The following is an 18,280-nucleotide window of genomic DNA, read 5'->3' as shown; positions in this document are numbered from 1 at the left end:
GCAAAGATACTCCTTTTTACGTGCCAACGTGCCAAAACAGTGCAACCAGGGCAAAGTATACCTGGCCTGAAACCATTTGGAATATTGTATAGTTCAATAGCAGGCTCAATTGCGCTATATGCTTAACTATCCGATGATTATTGTATTTTTGTAGATAAGATGCGAATCGGCCCGGCAGGCGTTGCCGTGTGGGCTGTTGTGGCGCAGAAGGCTATACTTTTAGCCTCGGCCAATGCGTTTATACTTTATATATTAGAAGCACCGAAAACCTGCTGCACGCCGCTACTTTGAACAAGAACCCGCTGTACATACTTCTTATACTTGCCGGACTGCTGTTGTCGGCTTGCTCTGCCGAGCGCAACAACCTCATGAGCAAGGCCTACCACAACACCACCGCCCGCTACAACGGTTATTTTCTGGCTAAGGAGAAGCTGCGCCTGCTGGAAGAACAGCTGCAGGAGCAAACAGTGTACGACTATAGCCAGGTGCTGCCCATCTTCCCGCCCCTCGACACCGCCAAAGCCACTGCCATGGCCGCTGACCTGGAGGACATTAAGAAAAAAGCTTCTTTCCCAATACAGTACCATCCCAACAGCAAGTGGGTCGACAACAGCTATGTGCTGATTGGCAAGGCAAACTTTTACGAGCTGAACTTTGAGGAAGCGGTACGCACCTTTAAGTATGTAAATGCCAACGGCAAAGACAAAGCCGAGCGGCATGAGGCGCTGGTATGGCTCATGCGCTCCTTTATAGTATTAGGCGAGATGGAAAACGCCCAGCAAGTATCGGAGTACCTGCGCAAGGAGCGCCTCAACAAGGCTAATGCCCGCGAGCTATACTTAACCCGGGCCCACTATTACCGCCTGCAGGGCGACACCACCCAATTGATTGACAACCTGGCCCTCTCCCTGCCTAATTTTGACGAGAAAGACGCCGCCTCGCGTGTACGCTATACGTTGGGGCAGCTTTACCAGCTGACGGGGCAGAACAAGGAGGCCGACCGGCAGTACAGCAAGGTGCTGCGCAGCAACCCTCCTTACGACCTGGGTTTCTTCAGCCGCCTGAACCTGGGGCAGGTAACTGAGCTGGCCGATAACAACGAGGTGGAGCGTATTGAAGGGTATTACCAGCGCATGCTCCGCGACGAGAAGAACAAGGAGTACCGCGACAAGATATACTATGAGATGGCGCGCTTCGAGCTGCGCCAGCAGCACTACGACAAGGCCCTGGAGCACCTGCAACAGTCGCTGCGCACGCCAGGCGCGCTGCCCAACCAGAAGGCCTATAGTTATGTACTGGCCGGTGAAATCTATTTCGAGAACCTGAACAAGTATGAGCTGGCCGCCGCCTACTACGACAGCGCCGTACAGGTATACCCGCAGCAGGCAGCCCAATACGAGGCTGTGGCCGAGCGCCGCGATATCCTGGCTGACTTTGCCCAGCAGTATACCACCATCCACACGCAGGACAGCCTGCAGCACATCGCCAACATGCCAGAGGCGGATCGCATGGAGTTTTTGCAGACCCTGGCGCAGCGCGAGGAGGAAGATCGCCTGGCCTTAGCAGCCAAGCAGCAGGAACAGGCCCAGCGCCAGGAGCAGGAGAGCCGCCGCAACCAGACCCGCACGAACAATACTAACGCGACCTTCGGCACCAGCAACACCGACGGCGTATGGTACTTTGATAACCCCTCGGCCATGGCCTCGGCACGCGCCGAGTTTACCCGCCGCTGGGGCGACCGCCCAAACCAGGATTTCTGGCGCATCCGCACCCGCGGCGAGACCAGTACCCAGCCCGTGCAGATTGTACAGACTCCGGAAAGTATAACAGAGCCGGAAACTGAAGTTAGCCCGGAGGAACGCATGAAAGCCCAGGTGGATGCCTACCTGCAGAACCTGCCGCTCAGCACCGCCGCCATGCAGCAATCGGAGCGAATGGTGGAGGAAGCGCTCTTCCGCCTGGCCGGCATCTATGCCCAAAGCCTTCAGGAGCCGCAGGAGGCCATCACCACCTATGAGCAGTTACTGCAACGCTTTCCGCATACGTCCCACGCGGCCGCATCCTACTACAGTTTATACTTGCTCTATGGCCGCACCGGAGACCAGGAACAGCAGCAGGTATACTACCAGAAAATAAAGCAGCAGTTCCCCAACACCACCTATGCCCGTTTGCTTGATGATGAGGGCTTCCTGGCCAAAACCGCTGCCGACAACCTGAAGGTACATGCCCTGTACGACTCAGCATATGCCCACTACGAGGCGCAGGAGTATCAGCAAGCTGTGGAGCTACTGAAGACGGTCTCCGCACAATACCCTTTCAATGACATTCAGGATAAAATTATGTTTCTGGATGCCATGGTTGCGGCCCGAACCGAGAAGCCGGAGGTATTGCGCGAAAAGCTAAACTGGTTCAAGAAAGAACACAAGAACAGCCCCCTGGTGAAGCAGGCAGACAAACTGCTGGCCACTTACCAGGACCTGGAACAGAAAAACCAGCTCAGAACAGAGGCGCCTGCGCCACCGGCCCCGAAGCAAGAAGCCGCTGTCCTAAGCCCGGAGCAGAAAGTTAGCACAGAAATTGCACAGGCTACCGCATCAGCGGGCAAGGCATCGCCGGTACTGCCTCCTGCTCCTAAACCGCAGCCAGTAGACACGGCACTGCCGGAGCAGCCGGCAACATCAGAGGCAGACACTACTGTTACGCAGGAGGCCACGGCCATAGACACCCTCCTGGCAGACCCGGCAGCTGACCCACTGGCCTATACCACGGAGGCAGACTCGGCTTATTATTTTGTGCTGATCTTCCCTGCAGGTGAAAAGGCCTTTGCTGACATTGGGCAGAAGTATGAGAAGTATAACAACATGTACTATAGAAATGAAAAGCTTACGCTGGAGACCTTGGATTTTGGAGACGGTAAAACCATGCTGGTAGCCCGTTCTTTCCAGGATCTGAAGCTTGCCTCCTCTTACAACATCAAACAAAAGGCGCCACAGGCCCCGGTGGGTAGAATAAGAGGCGTAGAATTCCTTACCTTTGTTATCTCTTCTGCCAACTTCGAGAAATTTATACAGAAGAAAGATCCTGAAGTATACCTGACCTTCTTCAAAGACAATTATTAATTACATGACTACGCGTCAAAAGACCATTACTCCTAAAAAATCCTTTTACCCAAAGGTAGTGTCGGTGCTGTGGCTGCTGTTTATCGGCGGCTTTGCGGCTTTTGTACTTTATATCTTCACGGTAAGTATAAACTTCCTGAATTTGTTTGGGGAGATGCCGGATCTGCGCACCCTGGAGAACCCTAAAAGCGAGGTGGCTTCCGAGTTATACTCTGCCGACAACGAACTCCTGGGAAAATACTTCCGAGAGAACCGCTCCCCGGTAGAGTATGATGAGCTTCCGGAGAACCTGATCAACGCCCTGATGGCTACTGAGGACATCCGTTTTGAGGAGCACGCCGGCATTGACCCGCAGGCCATGGTACGCGTGGCGGCTGGTATTATCACCGGTAACCAGAAAGGCGGCGGCAGTACGCTGACGCAGCAGGTGGCCAAAAACCTCTTTAACACGCGTAGCGAGGAGCTCAACAACGGGGTGCTGAATGATGTGCCCGGCCTCGGGATGCTCATCCTGAAAACCAAGGAGTGGATCATGGCCGTGAAACTGGAGCGCTCTTACACCAAGCGGGAGATCATGACAATGTACCTGAACACCGTGGATTTTGGTTCCAACGCCTACGGTATCAAAGTTGCTGCTAAGACCTTCTTCAACAAAAAGCCGGAGGAACTGAATGTGCAGGAATCGGCAGTACTGGTTGGCCTACTAAAAGCTCCGACTAATTTTAGCCCCAAGTTCAACCCCGAGAACTCCAAGCGCCGCCGTAACGTGGTGCTGGCTCAGATGGTCAAGTATGGCTTTATGACCGATGCGGAGTTCAACAAGCTTAAAGACGAGGAGATTTCCCTGGATTACCGGGTAGAAAGCCACAACATTGGCCTGGCGCCCTACTTCCGCACCGAGGCCAGCAAGTTCCTGCTGCAGTGGTGCCGCGAAAACGGCTACGACCTGTATGCCGACGGCCTGCGCATCTTCACCACCATCGACGCGCGCATGCAGAAGTATGCCGAGGAGGCTGTGGTAGAGCACATGAAAGACCGCCAGAAAGTTTTCTTCGAGCACTGGAAAGGCCGTAACCCATGGGTGGATGAGAACATGAAGGAGCTCAAGGGCTTCCCGGAAATGGCCATTAAGCGCACCGACCGCTACCGCCGCCTGAAGGCGCGCTTCGGCGATGACAACGACTCGATTAACTACTACCTCAACAAGAAAGTCCCGATGCGGATTTTCACCTGGGAGGGGGAGAAAGATGTAGTGATGAGCCCAATGGACTCGCTCAAGCATTACAAGCACTTCCTGCAGACGGGCTTTATGGCCATGGAGCCGCAGACGGGCCATATCAAAGCCTGGGTGGGCGGTATCAACTACAAGCACTTCAAGTATGACCACGTGAAACAGAGCTCCCGCCAGCCTGGCTCCACTTTTAAACCATTCCTGTATACCACCGCCATCGAGAATGGCTACCCGCCCTGCTACGAGGTGCTGGACACGGAAAACTGTATCCCGCTGCCTGACGGAAAGATGTGGTGCCCTAAAAACGCCAACAACAAGTTTAGCGGCGAGCGCTATACCTTGCGCAAGGCCCTGGCAGAGTCTGTTAACTCTATCTCTGCTTTCCTGGTGAACAAACTGGGCGCACCGGCTGTCGCGCAAACTGCCCGCCGTATGGGCATTACCACACACTTGGATGAAACGCCGGCCTTAGTGTTGGGTACAAGTGATGTTTCCCTGTTCGACATGGTTGGCGCTTACGGTACTTTCGTGAACGGTGGCACCTGGGTGCAGCCAAACTTTATTACCCGCATCGAGGACAAGCATGGCAACGTGCTGGTAGAGTTCATGCCTAAAACGGTAGAGGCCCTGAGCGAGGAAACGGCTTATACCATGGTGCACATGCTGAAGGCGGCTGCCGAGCCAGGTGGTACCGCATACTATGGCCTTCGCTTCCGCAATGGCCTTAAAAATGAGATGGGCGCTAAAACCGGTACTTCCCAGAACTACTCTGACGCCTGGTTTATGGGCATTACCCCTGACTTGGTTGCCGGCGTTTGGGTTGGTGGCGAGGACCGCTCTATCCACTTCCGTACGCTTGCCCTTGGCCAGGGTGGTCGATTGGCCATGCCTATCTACGGCGCTTTCATGCAGAAAGTGTACAACGATAAGTCCATTGGCCTGACACAGGAGCCATTCCCTAAACCTTCTATGCCTTTATCGGTAGAATTAGATTGTGACAAGTATAACCGCGGTGTGCCGATTGACTCAACCCAGCAGGATGAGTTTCTGAACCTGCCCACCGAGCTTAACCTGGAAATCTAATTCCCTTACTTTATGCCAGCAAACGAGAAGCTGAAGGAGAAAATACCGCACCTGCCGCATAAACCCGGCATCTACAAGTTCTTCGACGAGCATGACATCATCTATGTTGGCAAAGCGATTGATATCAGGAAACGCGTTAGTTCCTATTTCAATCGCTCTGCCCAGCATAATAAAAAAACGCTGAAGCTCGTCTCGCAGATTAAGGACATCGAGTTTACGATTGTAGACACGGAGGCCGATGCTTTCCTGCTCGAGAACAACCTCATCAAACAGTATCAGCCTAAGTATAACATCCTGCTGAAGGATGGCAAAACATACCCCTACATCTGCATCGTAAACGAGCGGTTCCCGCGCGTTATCAGCACACGCAACAAGAAGAACGACGGTTCACGTTACTTTGGCCCTTACCCCAGCGTGACGACCATGAACGTGCTGCTGGATCTTATCCGTACCCTGTACCCCATCCGCACATGTACCTATAACCTCTCCCCGGAAAATATTGCGGCCGGTAAGTTCAAGGTATGCCTGGAGTACCACATCGGCAACTGCAAGGGCCCCTGCGAGGCGCTGATGGACGAGACGGAGTATAACGCCAACATTTCCCAGATCCGGAACATACTTTCTGGCAACCTCTCCGTGGCCAAAATATACTTTAAGGAACAGATGGCCGCCGCCGCCGCTGACTATCAGTTTGAGGTGGCGCACAAGTATAAACAAAAGCTCGAGTTGCTGGAGGATTTCCAGGCCAAGTCTACCGTTGTGAGTAATACGCTCACCAACATCGATGTCTTTACCATCACCAGCAACGAGGAATGTGCTTTCATCAACTACCTGAAGGTGATGAACGGCTCCATTATACTTACCCAGTCGCTGGAGTTAGAGAAGAAACTAGACGAGGAGGATGCGGAGATACTTGCCTCTGTAATCGTACAGCTGCGACAGGAGTTTGAAAGCACCTCCCGCGAGATAATCACGAACATCGAGCTGCAGCTACCGCTCGATAACGTGACGGTAACTTACCCACAGATTGGAGATAAAAGAAAGCTGCTTAACCTGTCCCTGAAAAACGCTTTATACTTACGCAAAGAGCGTGAGGGACGGCAGGAGAAGTATAAGGAGAAGAATGAGCAGCGCGAGCTGCGTGTACTTGAAACGCTGAAGAAGGACCTTCGCCTGACAGAACTTCCTCGCCAGATCGAGTGCTTTGACAACTCCAACTTTCAGGGCGACAACCCGGTGGCCTCGATGGTGTGCTTTAAGAACGGCAAGCCGAGCAAAAAGGATTACCGCCACTTCAACATCAAAACGGTTGTAGGGCCCAACGATTTCGAGTCGATGTATGAGATTGTTACCCGCCGCTACCGCCGCCTGCTCGACGAGAACCAGCCTCTCCCGCAACTCATTATCATCGATGGGGGCAAGGGTCAATTGAGTATGGCCGTCAAAGCGCTTCGAGATTTGAACTTGTATGGTAAGATAGCCGTGGTGGGCATTGCTAAGCGCCTGGAAGAAATCTTCTACCCTGGCGATTCTCTGCCGCTCTATATTGACAAGAAATCCGAGTCGTTGAAGCTAATACAGCGGCTCCGAAACGAGGCGCACCGGTTTGCTATTACCTTTCACCGCAGCAAGCGGGATGCAGGCACCTTAAAAACTGAGCTGACCGACATCAAGGGTATTGGCTCCTCTACTGCAGACGCGCTCCTGCAGAAGTATAGATCCGTTAAGAAGTTGCGCGAGCTTTCCCTGGATCAGCTAACGGCTGAGGTGGGCAAGGCAAAAGCCGCTATACTTTTCGATCATCTTCGTTCTACTGAAAGTGGTGCAGGTGCATGATTTATACTTTGCCAGCTAATTATACTTGCGCCTCAAAGTATGAACTTCGTACTTTCTAATTCACAGCTAAAGTCCAATCCCTGCTACAGGAGTAGATACAAAAAGAAAAGGAGACTCAAATGAGTCTCCTTTTTATGTTTAAGCTGCTTGCGGATATTAGTAGCTCCACAGGCTATACTCATACTCAATCAGCGCCTCCAAGGCATTCTGAGCAGCTAGCAGACCGTTCTTACCGCCACCGTAGATGGAAGCAAGGTTCTGGTCTCCAGGGTTAGAGATTTTAGTGATGTAAGAGCTGAACAGCCACAGGTCGAACGCATCTGCCAGGTTCTTGTGCTGTGCATCGTTCTGCGCGTTGTACCAGATAGCCGTTTCCGGGTTGTTACGGAATACGCGTACCAGATCGCTCATCTTAAAGCTAGCCACGTTTTGCTCAAAGCCCAGTGGGTTGAGCGTGGCAGGCACTTTAATACTGATTGTCTGGATATCGTGGTACATGCGTGAGCGCTTCTTATCGAACACTACGTTCTCTTTCAGCTCCAGCAGGTACAGCTGCTTTGGAAAGTACTCGTTACTTACAGGAGCGGCTTCAGTAGTTCCGGCGCTAGAGCCAAGGGCAGCACCCCAAGCATCGTCTTCCTCCTCTACCTGACCAAAACCAGCAGCGATTTCTTCTTCGCTCAGGCCACCTTCAGCCTCTTTAGGCGTCAGGTTTGTCATAAACTCTTCACGCGTGATAGGTGTGCTTACAGAATCGCTTCTGTAGGCAGTGAGTTCACCACTCTTAACAGCCTCTATAATGATCTTGGTGATTTCTCTGTTCTCCGAAAAGAGTGGCTTGTTTTGCTTCTCGCGAAGGTCAATTTTACGCCACACTGTTTTCTTGAACAGGATATCAGATTCAGGAATAGGCCTTGCTGAAGGATTGCTCTCAGTAGTGTTTGACACCTGCTGGGCCATGGCTCCTGCAGAGAACATCAAACCGGCTGCTACACCTATTACTTTAACTAATTTCATACTCCTCGTAAGCTTCTATTTGTTAATTTAAAGGAACGTTGAAGTTCGGGCTACCAACATTCACATCTACAGCAGTGCCTTTATAGTTCAGACGCTTTACGTCCAGAACTTCGATTACTACACGGTCACCTTTGGTTGCTTTTGATGCGAAGCTTGTTAGGTTGGCTGTAGGTCCGTTAAACTCACCCTGATCAATCGGCTGGTTGCCACGTACCAGGTACGCTCTCCACTTCGTTACTCTATAACGTGCCTCGTTAGGTAATAATTGTTTGAAACCTTCGTCAGCTACGGCCTGAATTTCAACCGCTCTGAAAGCCTGTGCCGGAACACCACGCTTTACGTCTATTGGTTTACCATTCACGATAGCCACTATCTCTGGTTTCGGTATTGGGCGAACTTTAAACTTCTCAGATCCGATAGAGTTTCCACCGCTGCTAACGTTGATTGTTACCTCCGTAGCGTTCGGGATGATGGTTACTTCGCCTTTCTTAGCACCTTTGATGGCCTGACCGCCGCTTGCGCTGAAGCTTGGGTCATATACAGCGCCCAGAGCAGGCACCTGAATGTTCAGCTCGTTAGCACACTGGAAGTACAGGGCCTGTACAGAGGCAGACTGCACCTGAATTACAGGCTTGGCAACAATATACTCCTCTGTTACAGTGAAAGTCGTGTCGCGGCCATTCTGGTTGATAGTCACCTGACCTGTCCATTTCTGTTTAGAGTTACCGTCGGCATCGTAGTTAGAGGCAGAAGCCACAAACTCTACTCTACCCATTCCGTTCTCTACTTTAACAGGCTTACCACCGTAAGACATTCTTGGCGTGATATTGTCAGAAGATGCCGCGATGAACATATCAGCAGCATACTTTGTACCAGCAGCAACCGTTTTAGACTCGGCGCGCGCCATGGCAAAAATCTTCTCAAACTTGATGATATCCGCACCAACCTGCTGGGCGAGTTTCTGCAGCACGTCAGCTTCATACTTTAGTACTTCAGCCTCTTTCTGAGAAAGCACTGCCAGAGCAGCCACCATTGGTGTTTCTTCGAAGTTCAGCTGGGCAAAATCCTTACGCTTCTGAGCAGGATCCTTTGCAGCTACTGGGTCTTCAGAACCGCTTAATGCGATTTTAGCAGGCACTTGCTCATGGTACTGTCTCAGGAACTTAGCATACTCATTCAGTTTCTGCTCCAAGTCGTAAGCCTTGCCATTGTTCTTGCTTGCAGCTCCGATCATCGTCATTGCCACGATGTCATTTCCACTTGGGTTGGCATACCCGGTACCTTCCTCGTTCTGCCCGCCTGTCTCTTTAATCAACATGTCGCGCAGCCCCTGGATGTAGGTAACCATTTCTGTTGTTCTGTTACGTACCTCTTCTGCTGTTTTCAGCACGCGCTGGTCATTGGCAGAGGGATTCTTATTCTCCGCAATGGCAGCTTTTATATTCGATACGACCCCGGCGTTATCCGTTCTAGTCTTCTTGTTTACCGTCTGTAAAGACTCATCCAAGAACTGGAACTTTAACAGGATAGCCGAGCTCACGTTCAAGGCAAGCATCGCAGTCAGTACGAGGTACATCATACCGATCATCTTCTGCCTTGGTGTCTCTTTTCCTCCAGCCATTTTATACTATATTAACTGTTGTTTTCTTAAGATATAGGACTATTAACCAAGATTAACCTTTCATCGCAGACAGCATGTTGCCGTACACTGTGTTCAGAGAGTGTAGGTTCTGCGTCAGGCGTGAAACTTCCTGCTTAAACTGTTCTGTATCTTTGCTGGCGTCAGTGAGGTTCTCCATGGCCATGCTCAGGTTGCCATAGAACTTGTTCATGGCTTTCAGGTGGTTGTTGGCATCCTGAAGCTCCATTTCGTACACTGCGTTAAGAGCTCCCAGGTTGCGGGTCATTCCCTGAATCTGAGTATGGTATTCTTTCGCATCCGTAGCAGAAACAGCCATCTGGGCGATAGCGTCCGCTGTCGTAGCGTAAGCGTCGTTGATCTTATCCAATTGACCGGCAGCAGCTCTAACGCGCACAGTATATTCCTCTGTAGCGGCGGCGGCGTTGCTCATGTCAGCCATCGTAGCAGCTGTTTCGCTCAGGCGGTTTAGGCCCAGGCCAAGCTGGTGGATTGATTCTGGCGTAATATCAGCATTACGCATCATTTCGTCTAATTTACCTGTTACAGACGGGCCGGCAACAGCAGCAGTAGCTGGTACTATACCTTGGCCATTGTAGTCATCGGCAAGTTGTGGATATACTCTAGCCCAATCCGGCTCCGCATGCTGTGGCTGGAACGCACTTAGGAAGAAGATAATAGCCTCTGTGCTCAGACCAAGGATCAGCATTAAGTCGGCCATTGGCCAGTGCTGGATCTTGAACAACGCACCAATAATCACAACAGCAGCACCGATACCGTATACTTTTGGCATCAACACGTCGAACAAGAAACTGCGACCTTTAGCTTTGCTCATTTTGTTTTCTAATTAAAGTAGTGAACGATTGATTAAGGATTAAATGGGGGATTGGTATTTAATTGATATTAAAATCTTCTTAAAACTCTCTGCCTGAAGAACGTCCCAGGTAGATCATAGCGTTACGGAAGCCAATATAGGATCTGGCTGAATCCTGAAACTCGAAGTTGCGTGTGCCTGTCTCCAGGAAGTAAGCGATGTCTTTCCATGAACCACCTCTTACTACTTTACGCGGCTCATTGTCATCATTATACACTGGGTTCAAGTCCCAGGTAACCGGAACAGTGGCATCAGAATAAGCATCCTCGCACCACTCGGCTACGTTGCCGGCCATGTCATAGAGGCCAAAGTCGTTCGGGAAGAACTGGGCAACAGGGGCAGTGTAGGTAAAGCCATCGCTGTAGTAGTCGCCACGGCCTGGCTTGAAGTTAGCCAGCAAACAGCCTTTGGCATTGCGCAGGTATGGTCCACCCCAAGGGTAAACGGCCATGTCACGGCCACCACGGGCTGCATACTCCCACTCAGCCTCTGAAGGCAGGCGGAACTGCGGCATTGGTGCGCGGCCGCTTTCGGCGTTTGCCTGGTTCTTGTGCTTGGTGCGCCACTCGCTGAAGTACTTGGCTGCAAACCAATCCACTCCCACTACCGGGTAGTCATCAAACGCCGGGTGAGAGAAGTAGTACTCCATCAACGGGTCGCCCATGTGGTACGTGTAGTCTTTTACCCATACAGTGGTGTCCGGGTAAAGCGCCGTCATCACATATTCCTCACCCAGTACATCGAGCGAATCCTCCATCATCACGTTGATGAACTGACGGTACTCGTTGTTGGTAATCTCGGTTTCGTCCATATAGAAGCCACCAATGGTTACCTGCTTGTTTAAGTTTGCCATAGATGCTGCTATATCCTGGTCAGCCTGCCCCATGTGGAAGGTACCGCCCGGGCATGCTACCATACCGTAAGGCACTTCCTGAGGGTTGTATGCTGGTCTGTCTTCAGCACCTACAAGGTCTCCTTGCGGCCCGCGTCTCATACCACAACTTGCAAGCAGCACCACCGCCAATACGAAGGAAGACAGCTTTAGTAGTTTATTCATGATGACTGTTAAAAGTAAATTTTCTGTAATAAATTTTAGCACACTTCTACGAGTGTAGCAAATATATGAGAAATGGGAATAAATAAAAAACAATTCACTCCAACGCCTTTTTTAATTTTTTAAACGGCTTAAAGGGTTGATTATTATTGGAATGTACAATTATTTTTTTATGCACTTTTTGAAGAAGTGCCCATAAAAGTAGCAATGCTATTACAATTACCAAACGTTATCTCTCAAAAAAGTAGCGAGGCGTTCTTACAGGCGGCTTAAACCGTACCACAGGCTCTGGCAGGCGATAGTTTACCATTACCTCGTGCGAGGTAGGAGCCTTGGCCGACTTGTTAAATGTAGTTAAATCAAGCGCATATCCAACCCGCAGGGCGTTATCCTGGAGCAAAGAAACTCCCACAAGGGCACTAACAGCTTCTTCATGCCGATAATTCAATCCGACCCAATATTTTTCCTGATAAGTTAAACGGCCGCCCACATCGAACGACAGGGTTTCGGTATCGTGCTTCAAAAGGGCGGTTGGTGTCAGGGTCAGATCGGCGGTTAGCGGCATATGGAAGCCCGCTGTCAGGTATAGGTGGTTCTCTCCGAGCAATACGCCACGGCCGGTATTAGTGGAGTCGGCAAACTCATACTCTGACTTGAGCAGGTTGGTGATGCCACCGCCAGCATAGAACGTCTCCGACTCATACCAAACGCCCGCACCCAAGTCATACTTGGTGTCCTCGCTGTTGAAGGGCACGTTGGGGTCGCCCTCATCTATGGCGCGGTAGCGGCCCTTTTTATAATTGTTTACATTTCCCTGTATGCCCAGGCCCAGTTTACCGGTCTCACCTATATTAATATGGAAGGAGTAGGAGAGTGCTGCGGTGAGAACGGTCGTGTTAGCTACTTTATCGCGCATCAGGTTCAGGCCCACGCCGCCATGCAGCAGCCTCACCGGCGCATGCGCCGACAAAAAAAGCGTCTGCGGTGCGCCGCCGTCATCAAAGGTGGCATCGTAGCCGAGCCATTGGTAGCGGTAAATGGACATAAACTCCGGCCGCTTGGTTATACCTGCGTAAGCCGGGCTTATCTGCATGCCATTAAACCCGTAATGGGTAAACTGCGGCTGTTGCTGCGCCTGCGCTAGTGGCACTGCCAGAAGCACCAGCAACAAGACAGGTAGAAGCTTTTTCATAGGCTGCGGCAAGAAGGCAAGGTTTAGGAACTAGTAATGCACCTAGCGTATTCAAATATAGCTATTAAACACTAAAACGCAAACACACGTCCCCTTGGATCGAGAACGGCTTTTGCGTTTTAGTACGTATGCAAACCAGGCTTAAAAGTTGCGTTATCGCTTATTTTTTTGCCTCCTGCATCTGGTTCTGTATGTATACCTCTATGGCTCCGGTCATGGATGGCGCATTGGGGTGCGGCGCCTCTATATCCAGCTCCAGGCCTGCGTCGCGCACCGCTTTGGCAGTGGTGGGGCCAAAGGCAGCAATGCGGGTGTTGTTCTGCTTAAAGTCCGGGAAGTTAGCAAACAGCGACGTGATACCCGATGGGCTGAAGAAGGCCAGGCAGTCGTAAGTCACATCGTCCAGATCCGACAGATCGGCGGCCACAGTCTTGTAGATAATAGCCTCGGTGTGCTTGATCTTGTTTTGCTTCAGGAACTCCGGGATATCGTCTTTGCGGATGTTGGAGCAAGGGTAGAGGTACTTCTCGTTCTTGTGCTTCTTGATTACCTCAAACAGGTCCTTGGCCGTTTTCTCGCCCACAAACAGCTTGCGCTTGCGCAGGGTGATGTATTTCTGCAGGTAGTAAGCCGTTTGGTCAGAGATGCAGAAATACTTCATGTCGGCAGGCATCTCTATCTTACTCTCCTGGCAAATGCGGAAGAAATGATCCACGGCGTTGCGGCTTGTAAAGATAACGGCCGTGTGCGACAGGATATCCACTTTATCCTTACGGAACTCCTTGTAGGAAACAGGCTCCACCTCAATAAATGCCCTGAAGTCTACCTTAATGCCATACTTCTCTGCAATAGAAAGGTACGGAGAGTTGTCGGTAGTAGGCTGTGGTTGGGTAACCAGGATACTTTTGATAGGAATCTTGTGTCTTTCAGGGTTCGCAGAGCCCTTTGCTTTGCTTTCAGCCATATTAAAATAATGCTTTTAAGTTCGCCTGCTGTAATGCCCGCCCGCTGCTGTCTAAAAGTTAAAAACGATTAGTTCCAGCATAATTGCCAGCGGAATCACTTCCGTGGCGCAAAGGTACGAAAATAAATGCAAATTAATCACTGAGACTTTCTTATTTACGCCGTAGAACACACGCAAAATGCTGATAACCAGCAACAAAGCTACCGATAGGTTTGAAATAAGCAATATCGCTTCCGGCATTATCATGTTCAGGGAAAGGTAAAGCAGCATGATGAAGGGTAGGAAAAGTCCCATAAACAGCAGCGAGCGCAGAAACTCCCGGTACTGCAGCTTTACCAACTCCTCCAGGCCAAATACAAACGACATCACCTTCAGGTAAACATACTTCAGCAGCACTACCCCAAAAATAAGCAAAGTATAAAAAAGGACTTTGGTAGTGATATCGGCCTCCGACACAGGGAAAAGGCGGTTGAACAGCCGCACGTGCTGCACGTTAGTGTGTATGGCCGCAATAAGCAGCCCCATGGAAAGCGAGAAGGCAAGTATAAACAGCAGGTTGGAGGCCGTGCCCAACGGCTTGCCCGAATAGAGCATCTCCTGTGTATCGTGGCGCAGGAAGTTGTGGGGGCTGAACCGGCTTTTGAAGTCGGCGGGAAAGTTGACGCGCAGCAGGCCATACAACAGCCCGATCAGCAGCATGAATATAATGAAGGTGTTCTGGTTCACGTACTCGCGCACCTGCACCGAGAAAGGTCGCTGTCCCTCGTCCTGCTGCTCATCGGCTACGAGCGGCACGTTGCGGAAGGTGCTCACGTTTGGCTGCTGGCTGGGATGCCATACCGTAAGCAGGTACTTGCCCTCCACAGGCGCGGCTCCTCTGCTGAACGCTGCCAAATCCAAAGTATAGTTGGCAGAGGAGTCGGCCTTAAAGACAAGCCGGTTGTTCAGAAACAGGCACAGATCCTTAGGGGCGGTAAAGGCTATTTGAAAGGGCTGCGCCTGGGTAATGGACAGCCACTGGTGCAGGGCCTTATACTTTGCGTGCTGGCTGGAAACATAGGGCACCAGCTGCACCTGCCCCTCGGGCTGCACCAGCCAGTTGCCCGTGATAGTGTTTTTCTGCTCCAGCGGCAACACCTGCCCCTGCACAGGCGCCTGCCACACGCCCAGCCACAACACGACTAAGAGCATCCGGAAAATAAGGCTATACTTTGGAAGCAAGCTGTGCACAGTATAAAAGGTGAATGGGAGCAGCGGCGGCAGCCGGATTATACTTTATTTTATACTTGGGTGGGGCCGGATCAGGAGTGCAGTACGCCCTGCGTTTGCAGCATGCCTATCTCGATCAGGTTTTCCTCCACAATAGAGTCGGGCACAAACACAAAGCGCTTGTCGTAAATCTGGCGGCCGATGTAATAGCTCACCCAGTACTCGTTGTTGATGTGGAAGATAGCCGGGTCGATGGGCTCTACCTGCACAAAGCTCTTTGCCTCCACGCGCTCGAACATGTGGCGCAGCACCGAGGTCTTCACTTCCTCCCCGTCCATCACGCCGTAGCCCTTAGAGGCCACCAGCACGTTCTCTACCGGAAAGTTGTTGTAGTTGAGCAAGTATACATTCCAGGCTGGCTGGTCGGCAACTGCTTCTGTGGCTTTGGCAACAGCCACCGCAATCCCCTCTACCGTCCCAAAATCAATGTCTTTCTTCATGCGCAGCGGTTGTAATGTTGGCGCCAAAAAGGGCGGCCAGGTGTTTCAACAGTTTTTCCTCTACCTCGGCCAGCGGCACCTCGTGCCCCAGCTCTTTGGCCAGCGAAGTTACGGCTTTATCAGAAATACCGCACGGCACAATGTTATTAAAGTAGTCCAGGTCAGTGTTGATGTTGAAGGCAAAGCCATGCATGGTTACCCAACGGCTGCATTTTACCCCCATCGCGCAGATCTTGCGCGGGTTGCGCTGCGCTTCGTGGTCGAGCCACACGCCGGTTAGGCCCGCTATGCGCCCGGCCACTACGCCATAGTCTGCCAGGGTAAGTATAATGGCCTCCTCCAGAAAGCGGAGGTACTTGTGAATGTCGGTAAAGTAGTTCTCCAGGTCCAAGATGGGGTAGCCCACGATTTGGCCCGGCCCATGGTAGGTGATGTCGCCCCCGCGGTTGATTTTGTAGTAGGTGGCGCCTTTGGCCTGCAGCCCTTCCTGGTTCAGCAGCAGGTGCTCCTCGTGGCCACTCTTGCCCAGGGTGTACACATGCGGGTGCTGGCAGAAGAGAAGGTAGTTTGGCGTAGGCGTCTGCTCGTCCGGGCCGGCGGCGCGGTTCTTCACCTTAATGTCCAGGGTGGCGGTAAAGAGCTTGTCCTGGTAATCCCAGGCCTCTTGGTAGTCTATCAGCCCCAGGTGCCTGAACTGTATGTCGGTATTTTTTTGCACGTTATACTTTAGATAATTCCCTTTTCAGGTGATTTATAGTTTCTGTGTCGCCAGGGTTTACCTTATTCAGCCCGGCCAGGTACAGCGACACCCAGTCGAAGAGGTGGATAAGGTAGAACATCTGCTCCAGCATGGTGGCGCCAATGGCCTCTACCTCCAGCACCTGCTGTCCCTTTTGCTCCAGAGCCTCCCGCACCAGCCCCATGCGGAGCCTGCTGCGCAGGTGGTCGTAGCCTGTTTTAATGTACAAAACAGCCAGCCGCTCGTTTAGTTCCGATGGGTTTTGCCAGGTCTCTACCTCGTTATGGCATAGCTCGGGCAGTGCGTTCACGTGGGCCAGTTGCTTGGCGTTGGTGTTCAGTTGCTGCTGAAAGCGCATCGCCACGGGCATAAAGGTCTCATCGGCATAAAGTATGGGCAGCCTTGTGTGCAACGAGCTGGCCAGGGCGCTGGCCTGTACTTTTATACTTCCGGCCTGCTCTTCCAGCAGGTCTATACTTTGCCGCAGCTCCGTTTTAAAGGCATTGTCCAGCAAACCGGCATAGTGCAGCAAGTATAACTGCTGCACCAGCATAAAGCCCAGGCAAGCCCGGGGCGGACCGGCATCTGTTGGCAGCGTGAGGTGCGGCACGTTGTTAGCTTGGGCTATGCGAAGCATCTCTCCGCCAGAGCTTACAAAGCTAACGGTCGCTTCTGCCTCCATTGCCTGCCGCACCATAGACAGCGTCTCTTCCGTATTGCCTGAGAAGGAGGTGGCGATTACCAATGATTTGGAGCCAACAAAGGCGGGCAGGCTATGGCACTTCTGCACCAACACGGGCACCGTTAACTTGTTAGCTACATAGGTTTTGGCCAGGTTGCCGCAGATGCCTGAGCCGCCCATACCCGCCATCACTACATTGCTATACCTGGGGCCAGCAAGGTTTACGTTTTCGCTTTCCCCGGCCTGCATCGCCTGGCGCAACTGCTGGGCAAAGTTTTCAATAAGTTCTTTCATCCGATGCTAAAGTTGGCGAAGCAGCCTTAGCTGCCCGCAAAGTACAATTTTTATATGGCTTCTCAAATAACCAAGCACCTCCACACCGGCCGCCTAGGCGAGGACCACGCTGTTGCCTACCTGCTAGGCAAGGGCTACACCATCCTGCGGCAGAACTACCGGCACCGGCGCGCCGAGGTGGACATTATCGCGCAGCAAGGCGACCTGCTGGTGTTCGTGGAGGTGAAAACAAGGTCTACTGATAGGTACGGGTTTCCGGAGGAGGCTGTTGGCACGAAGAAGGAGGCCATGCTGCTAAACGCTGCGGACGAGTTTATACTTCAGGAGGGGTGGGGGCATGAGGTGCGGTTTGATATTATCTCGGTTACTTTGTCGGCTCCGCCGGTTATACATCATATTGAGGATGCGTTTCATTGAGGGGATATGGCTTTTCTGCCGAAGGCGAGTTATACTTTCTCTGGCGCAGGCGTCCGCTTGTGCTGCTATAGTTTATCTATCCCTACCGCTGGCGCGAGTTTGCAACTCGTGCCTACCTATGATGTTGGGTTTGTAACCCAACTGGCTTGAAAAGCCATACTTATACTTTGGCTATACATTTATACTTGCTGGTCTATACTTTCCTAGCCACCGCTTCCTGCAACTGGAACCAAGCTAACCTTTCAAACCACCGTTCCTCCTCCAGCCCCACATACCAATCGTTGCATCTCCTGCTTTCTGCCCTCCCAGGCCGGGAGGCCTCGCCTTCGGGCATCGCGCTGCTTTCGCTTCCTTTGCTGCCCTGCGGTCGCAATGCCCTCACGGGCACCGGAACCTCTCGAGGCGCTCAACCCAAAGGCTGGGAATAATT

Annotated in this window: 15 protein-coding genes; 5 read left to right on the top strand and 10 right to left on the bottom strand. The window is 51.8% G+C overall.

All coding sequences use genetic code 11. The annotated features are described in order from the left end of the window. Positions 1 to 287: 287 nt before the first annotated feature. The 3 genes from porW to uvrC are packed head-to-tail and all read left to right on the top strand — an operon-like array spanning position 288 to position 7,269. Complete coding sequence (porW, locus tag BM040_RS11315; protein ID WP_092101190.1) at positions 288 to 3,119, top strand: type IX secretion system periplasmic lipoprotein PorW/SprE; 2,832 nt, start codon at positions 288 to 290, stop codon at positions 3,117 to 3,119. Positions 3,120 to 3,123: 4 nt separating this feature from the next. Beyond that, complete coding sequence (locus BM040_RS11310; protein ID WP_092101188.1) at positions 3,124 to 5,433, top strand: penicillin-binding protein 1A; 2,310 nt, start codon at positions 3,124 to 3,126, stop codon at positions 5,431 to 5,433. 12 nt (positions 5,434 to 5,445) lie between these two features. Then, the gene (uvrC, locus tag BM040_RS11305; protein ID WP_092101186.1) at positions 5,446 to 7,269 is read left to right on the top strand and encodes an excinuclease ABC subunit UvrC; all 1,824 of its coding nucleotides are present in this window, start codon (positions 5,446 to 5,448) and stop codon (positions 7,267 to 7,269) included. Between the two features lie 156 nt (positions 7,270 to 7,425). Here the strand turns inward: uvrC and porN are convergent, their stop codons facing one another. The 10 genes from porN to BM040_RS11255 all read right to left on the bottom strand — a co-directional run bounded on the left by porN (position 7,426) and on the right by BM040_RS11255 (position 17,433). After that, entirely contained in the window at positions 7,426 to 8,286 is an 861-nt protein-coding gene (gene porN / locus BM040_RS11300) for a type IX secretion system ring subunit PorN/GldN (RefSeq protein ID WP_092101184.1), read from the bottom strand. A 22-nt stretch (positions 8,287 to 8,308) separates the two neighbouring features. Continuing rightward, entirely contained in the window at positions 8,309 to 9,907 is a 1,599-nt protein-coding gene (gene porM, locus BM040_RS11295) for a type IX secretion system motor protein PorM/GldM (protein ID WP_092101183.1), read from the bottom strand. A gap of 52 nt (positions 9,908 to 9,959) precedes the next feature. Then, entirely contained in the window at positions 9,960 to 10,760 is an 801-nt protein-coding gene (gene porL / locus BM040_RS11290) for a type IX secretion system motor protein PorL/GldL (protein WP_092101181.1), read from the bottom strand. Between the two features lie 79 nt (positions 10,761 to 10,839). Continuing rightward, positions 10,840 to 11,856, bottom strand: coding sequence for a T9SS ring complex lipoprotein PorK/GldK (gene porK / locus BM040_RS11285; RefSeq protein ID WP_092101179.1), 1,017 nt, complete (start codon positions 11,854 to 11,856; stop codon positions 10,840 to 10,842). Positions 11,857 to 12,082: 226 nt separating this feature from the next. Beyond that, a complete protein-coding gene (locus tag BM040_RS11280; RefSeq protein ID WP_092101177.1) occupies positions 12,083 to 13,045 on the bottom strand; it encodes a PorP/SprF family type IX secretion system membrane protein in 963 nt (320 codons plus the stop codon). Between the two features lie 160 nt (positions 13,046 to 13,205). After that, positions 13,206 to 14,009 (bottom strand): uroporphyrinogen-III synthase, encoded by an 804-nt coding sequence (locus BM040_RS11275; RefSeq protein WP_092101175.1) that lies wholly within the window; start codon positions 14,007 to 14,009, stop codon positions 13,206 to 13,208. Between the two features lie 51 nt (positions 14,010 to 14,060). Next, positions 14,061 to 15,239, bottom strand: coding sequence for a DUF4271 domain-containing protein (locus tag BM040_RS11270; protein WP_245756191.1), 1,179 nt, complete (start codon positions 15,237 to 15,239; stop codon positions 14,061 to 14,063). Positions 15,240 to 15,310: 71 nt separating this feature from the next. Then, on the bottom strand, positions 15,311 to 15,718 hold the full coding sequence (locus BM040_RS21745; protein ID WP_092101171.1) for a hypothetical protein: 408 nt from the start codon (positions 15,716 to 15,718) through the stop codon (positions 15,311 to 15,313). Continuing rightward, positions 15,702 to 16,436, bottom strand: coding sequence for a lipoyl(octanoyl) transferase LipB (gene lipB / locus BM040_RS11260; RefSeq protein WP_092101168.1), 735 nt, complete (start codon positions 16,434 to 16,436; stop codon positions 15,702 to 15,704). The genes BM040_RS21745 and lipB overlap by 17 nt, the downstream gene beginning before the upstream one ends. Before the next feature lies 1 nt (position 16,437). Continuing rightward, entirely contained in the window at positions 16,438 to 17,433 is a 996-nt protein-coding gene (locus tag BM040_RS11255; RefSeq protein WP_092101166.1) for a bifunctional phosphoglucose/phosphomannose isomerase, read from the bottom strand. A gap of 54 nt (positions 17,434 to 17,487) precedes the next feature. Here BM040_RS11255 and BM040_RS11250 point away from each other — a divergent pair, with 54 nt between their 5' ends. Together BM040_RS11250 and BM040_RS21580 are read left to right on the top strand one after the other, a co-directional pair. Beyond that, complete coding sequence (locus BM040_RS11250; RefSeq protein ID WP_092101164.1) at positions 17,488 to 17,850, top strand: YraN family protein; 363 nt, start codon at positions 17,488 to 17,490, stop codon at positions 17,848 to 17,850. A 146-nt stretch (positions 17,851 to 17,996) separates the two neighbouring features. Beyond that, positions 17,997 to 18,278 carry a hypothetical protein gene (locus BM040_RS21580; RefSeq protein ID WP_175491045.1) on the top strand — a complete coding sequence of 94 codons (282 nt, stop codon included), beginning with the start codon at positions 17,997 to 17,999 and terminating at the stop codon, positions 18,276 to 18,278. Positions 18,279 to 18,280 lie beyond the last annotated feature (2 nt).

The sequence above is a fragment of the Pontibacter chinhatensis genome (assembly GCF_900113285.1).
In the GTDB taxonomy this organism is placed as follows: domain Bacteria; phylum Bacteroidota; class Bacteroidia; order Cytophagales; family Hymenobacteraceae; genus Pontibacter; species Pontibacter chinhatensis.
The sequence above is the reverse complement of the archived record's forward strand: the minus strand, read 5'-3'. Positions and strand labels throughout refer to the sequence as shown.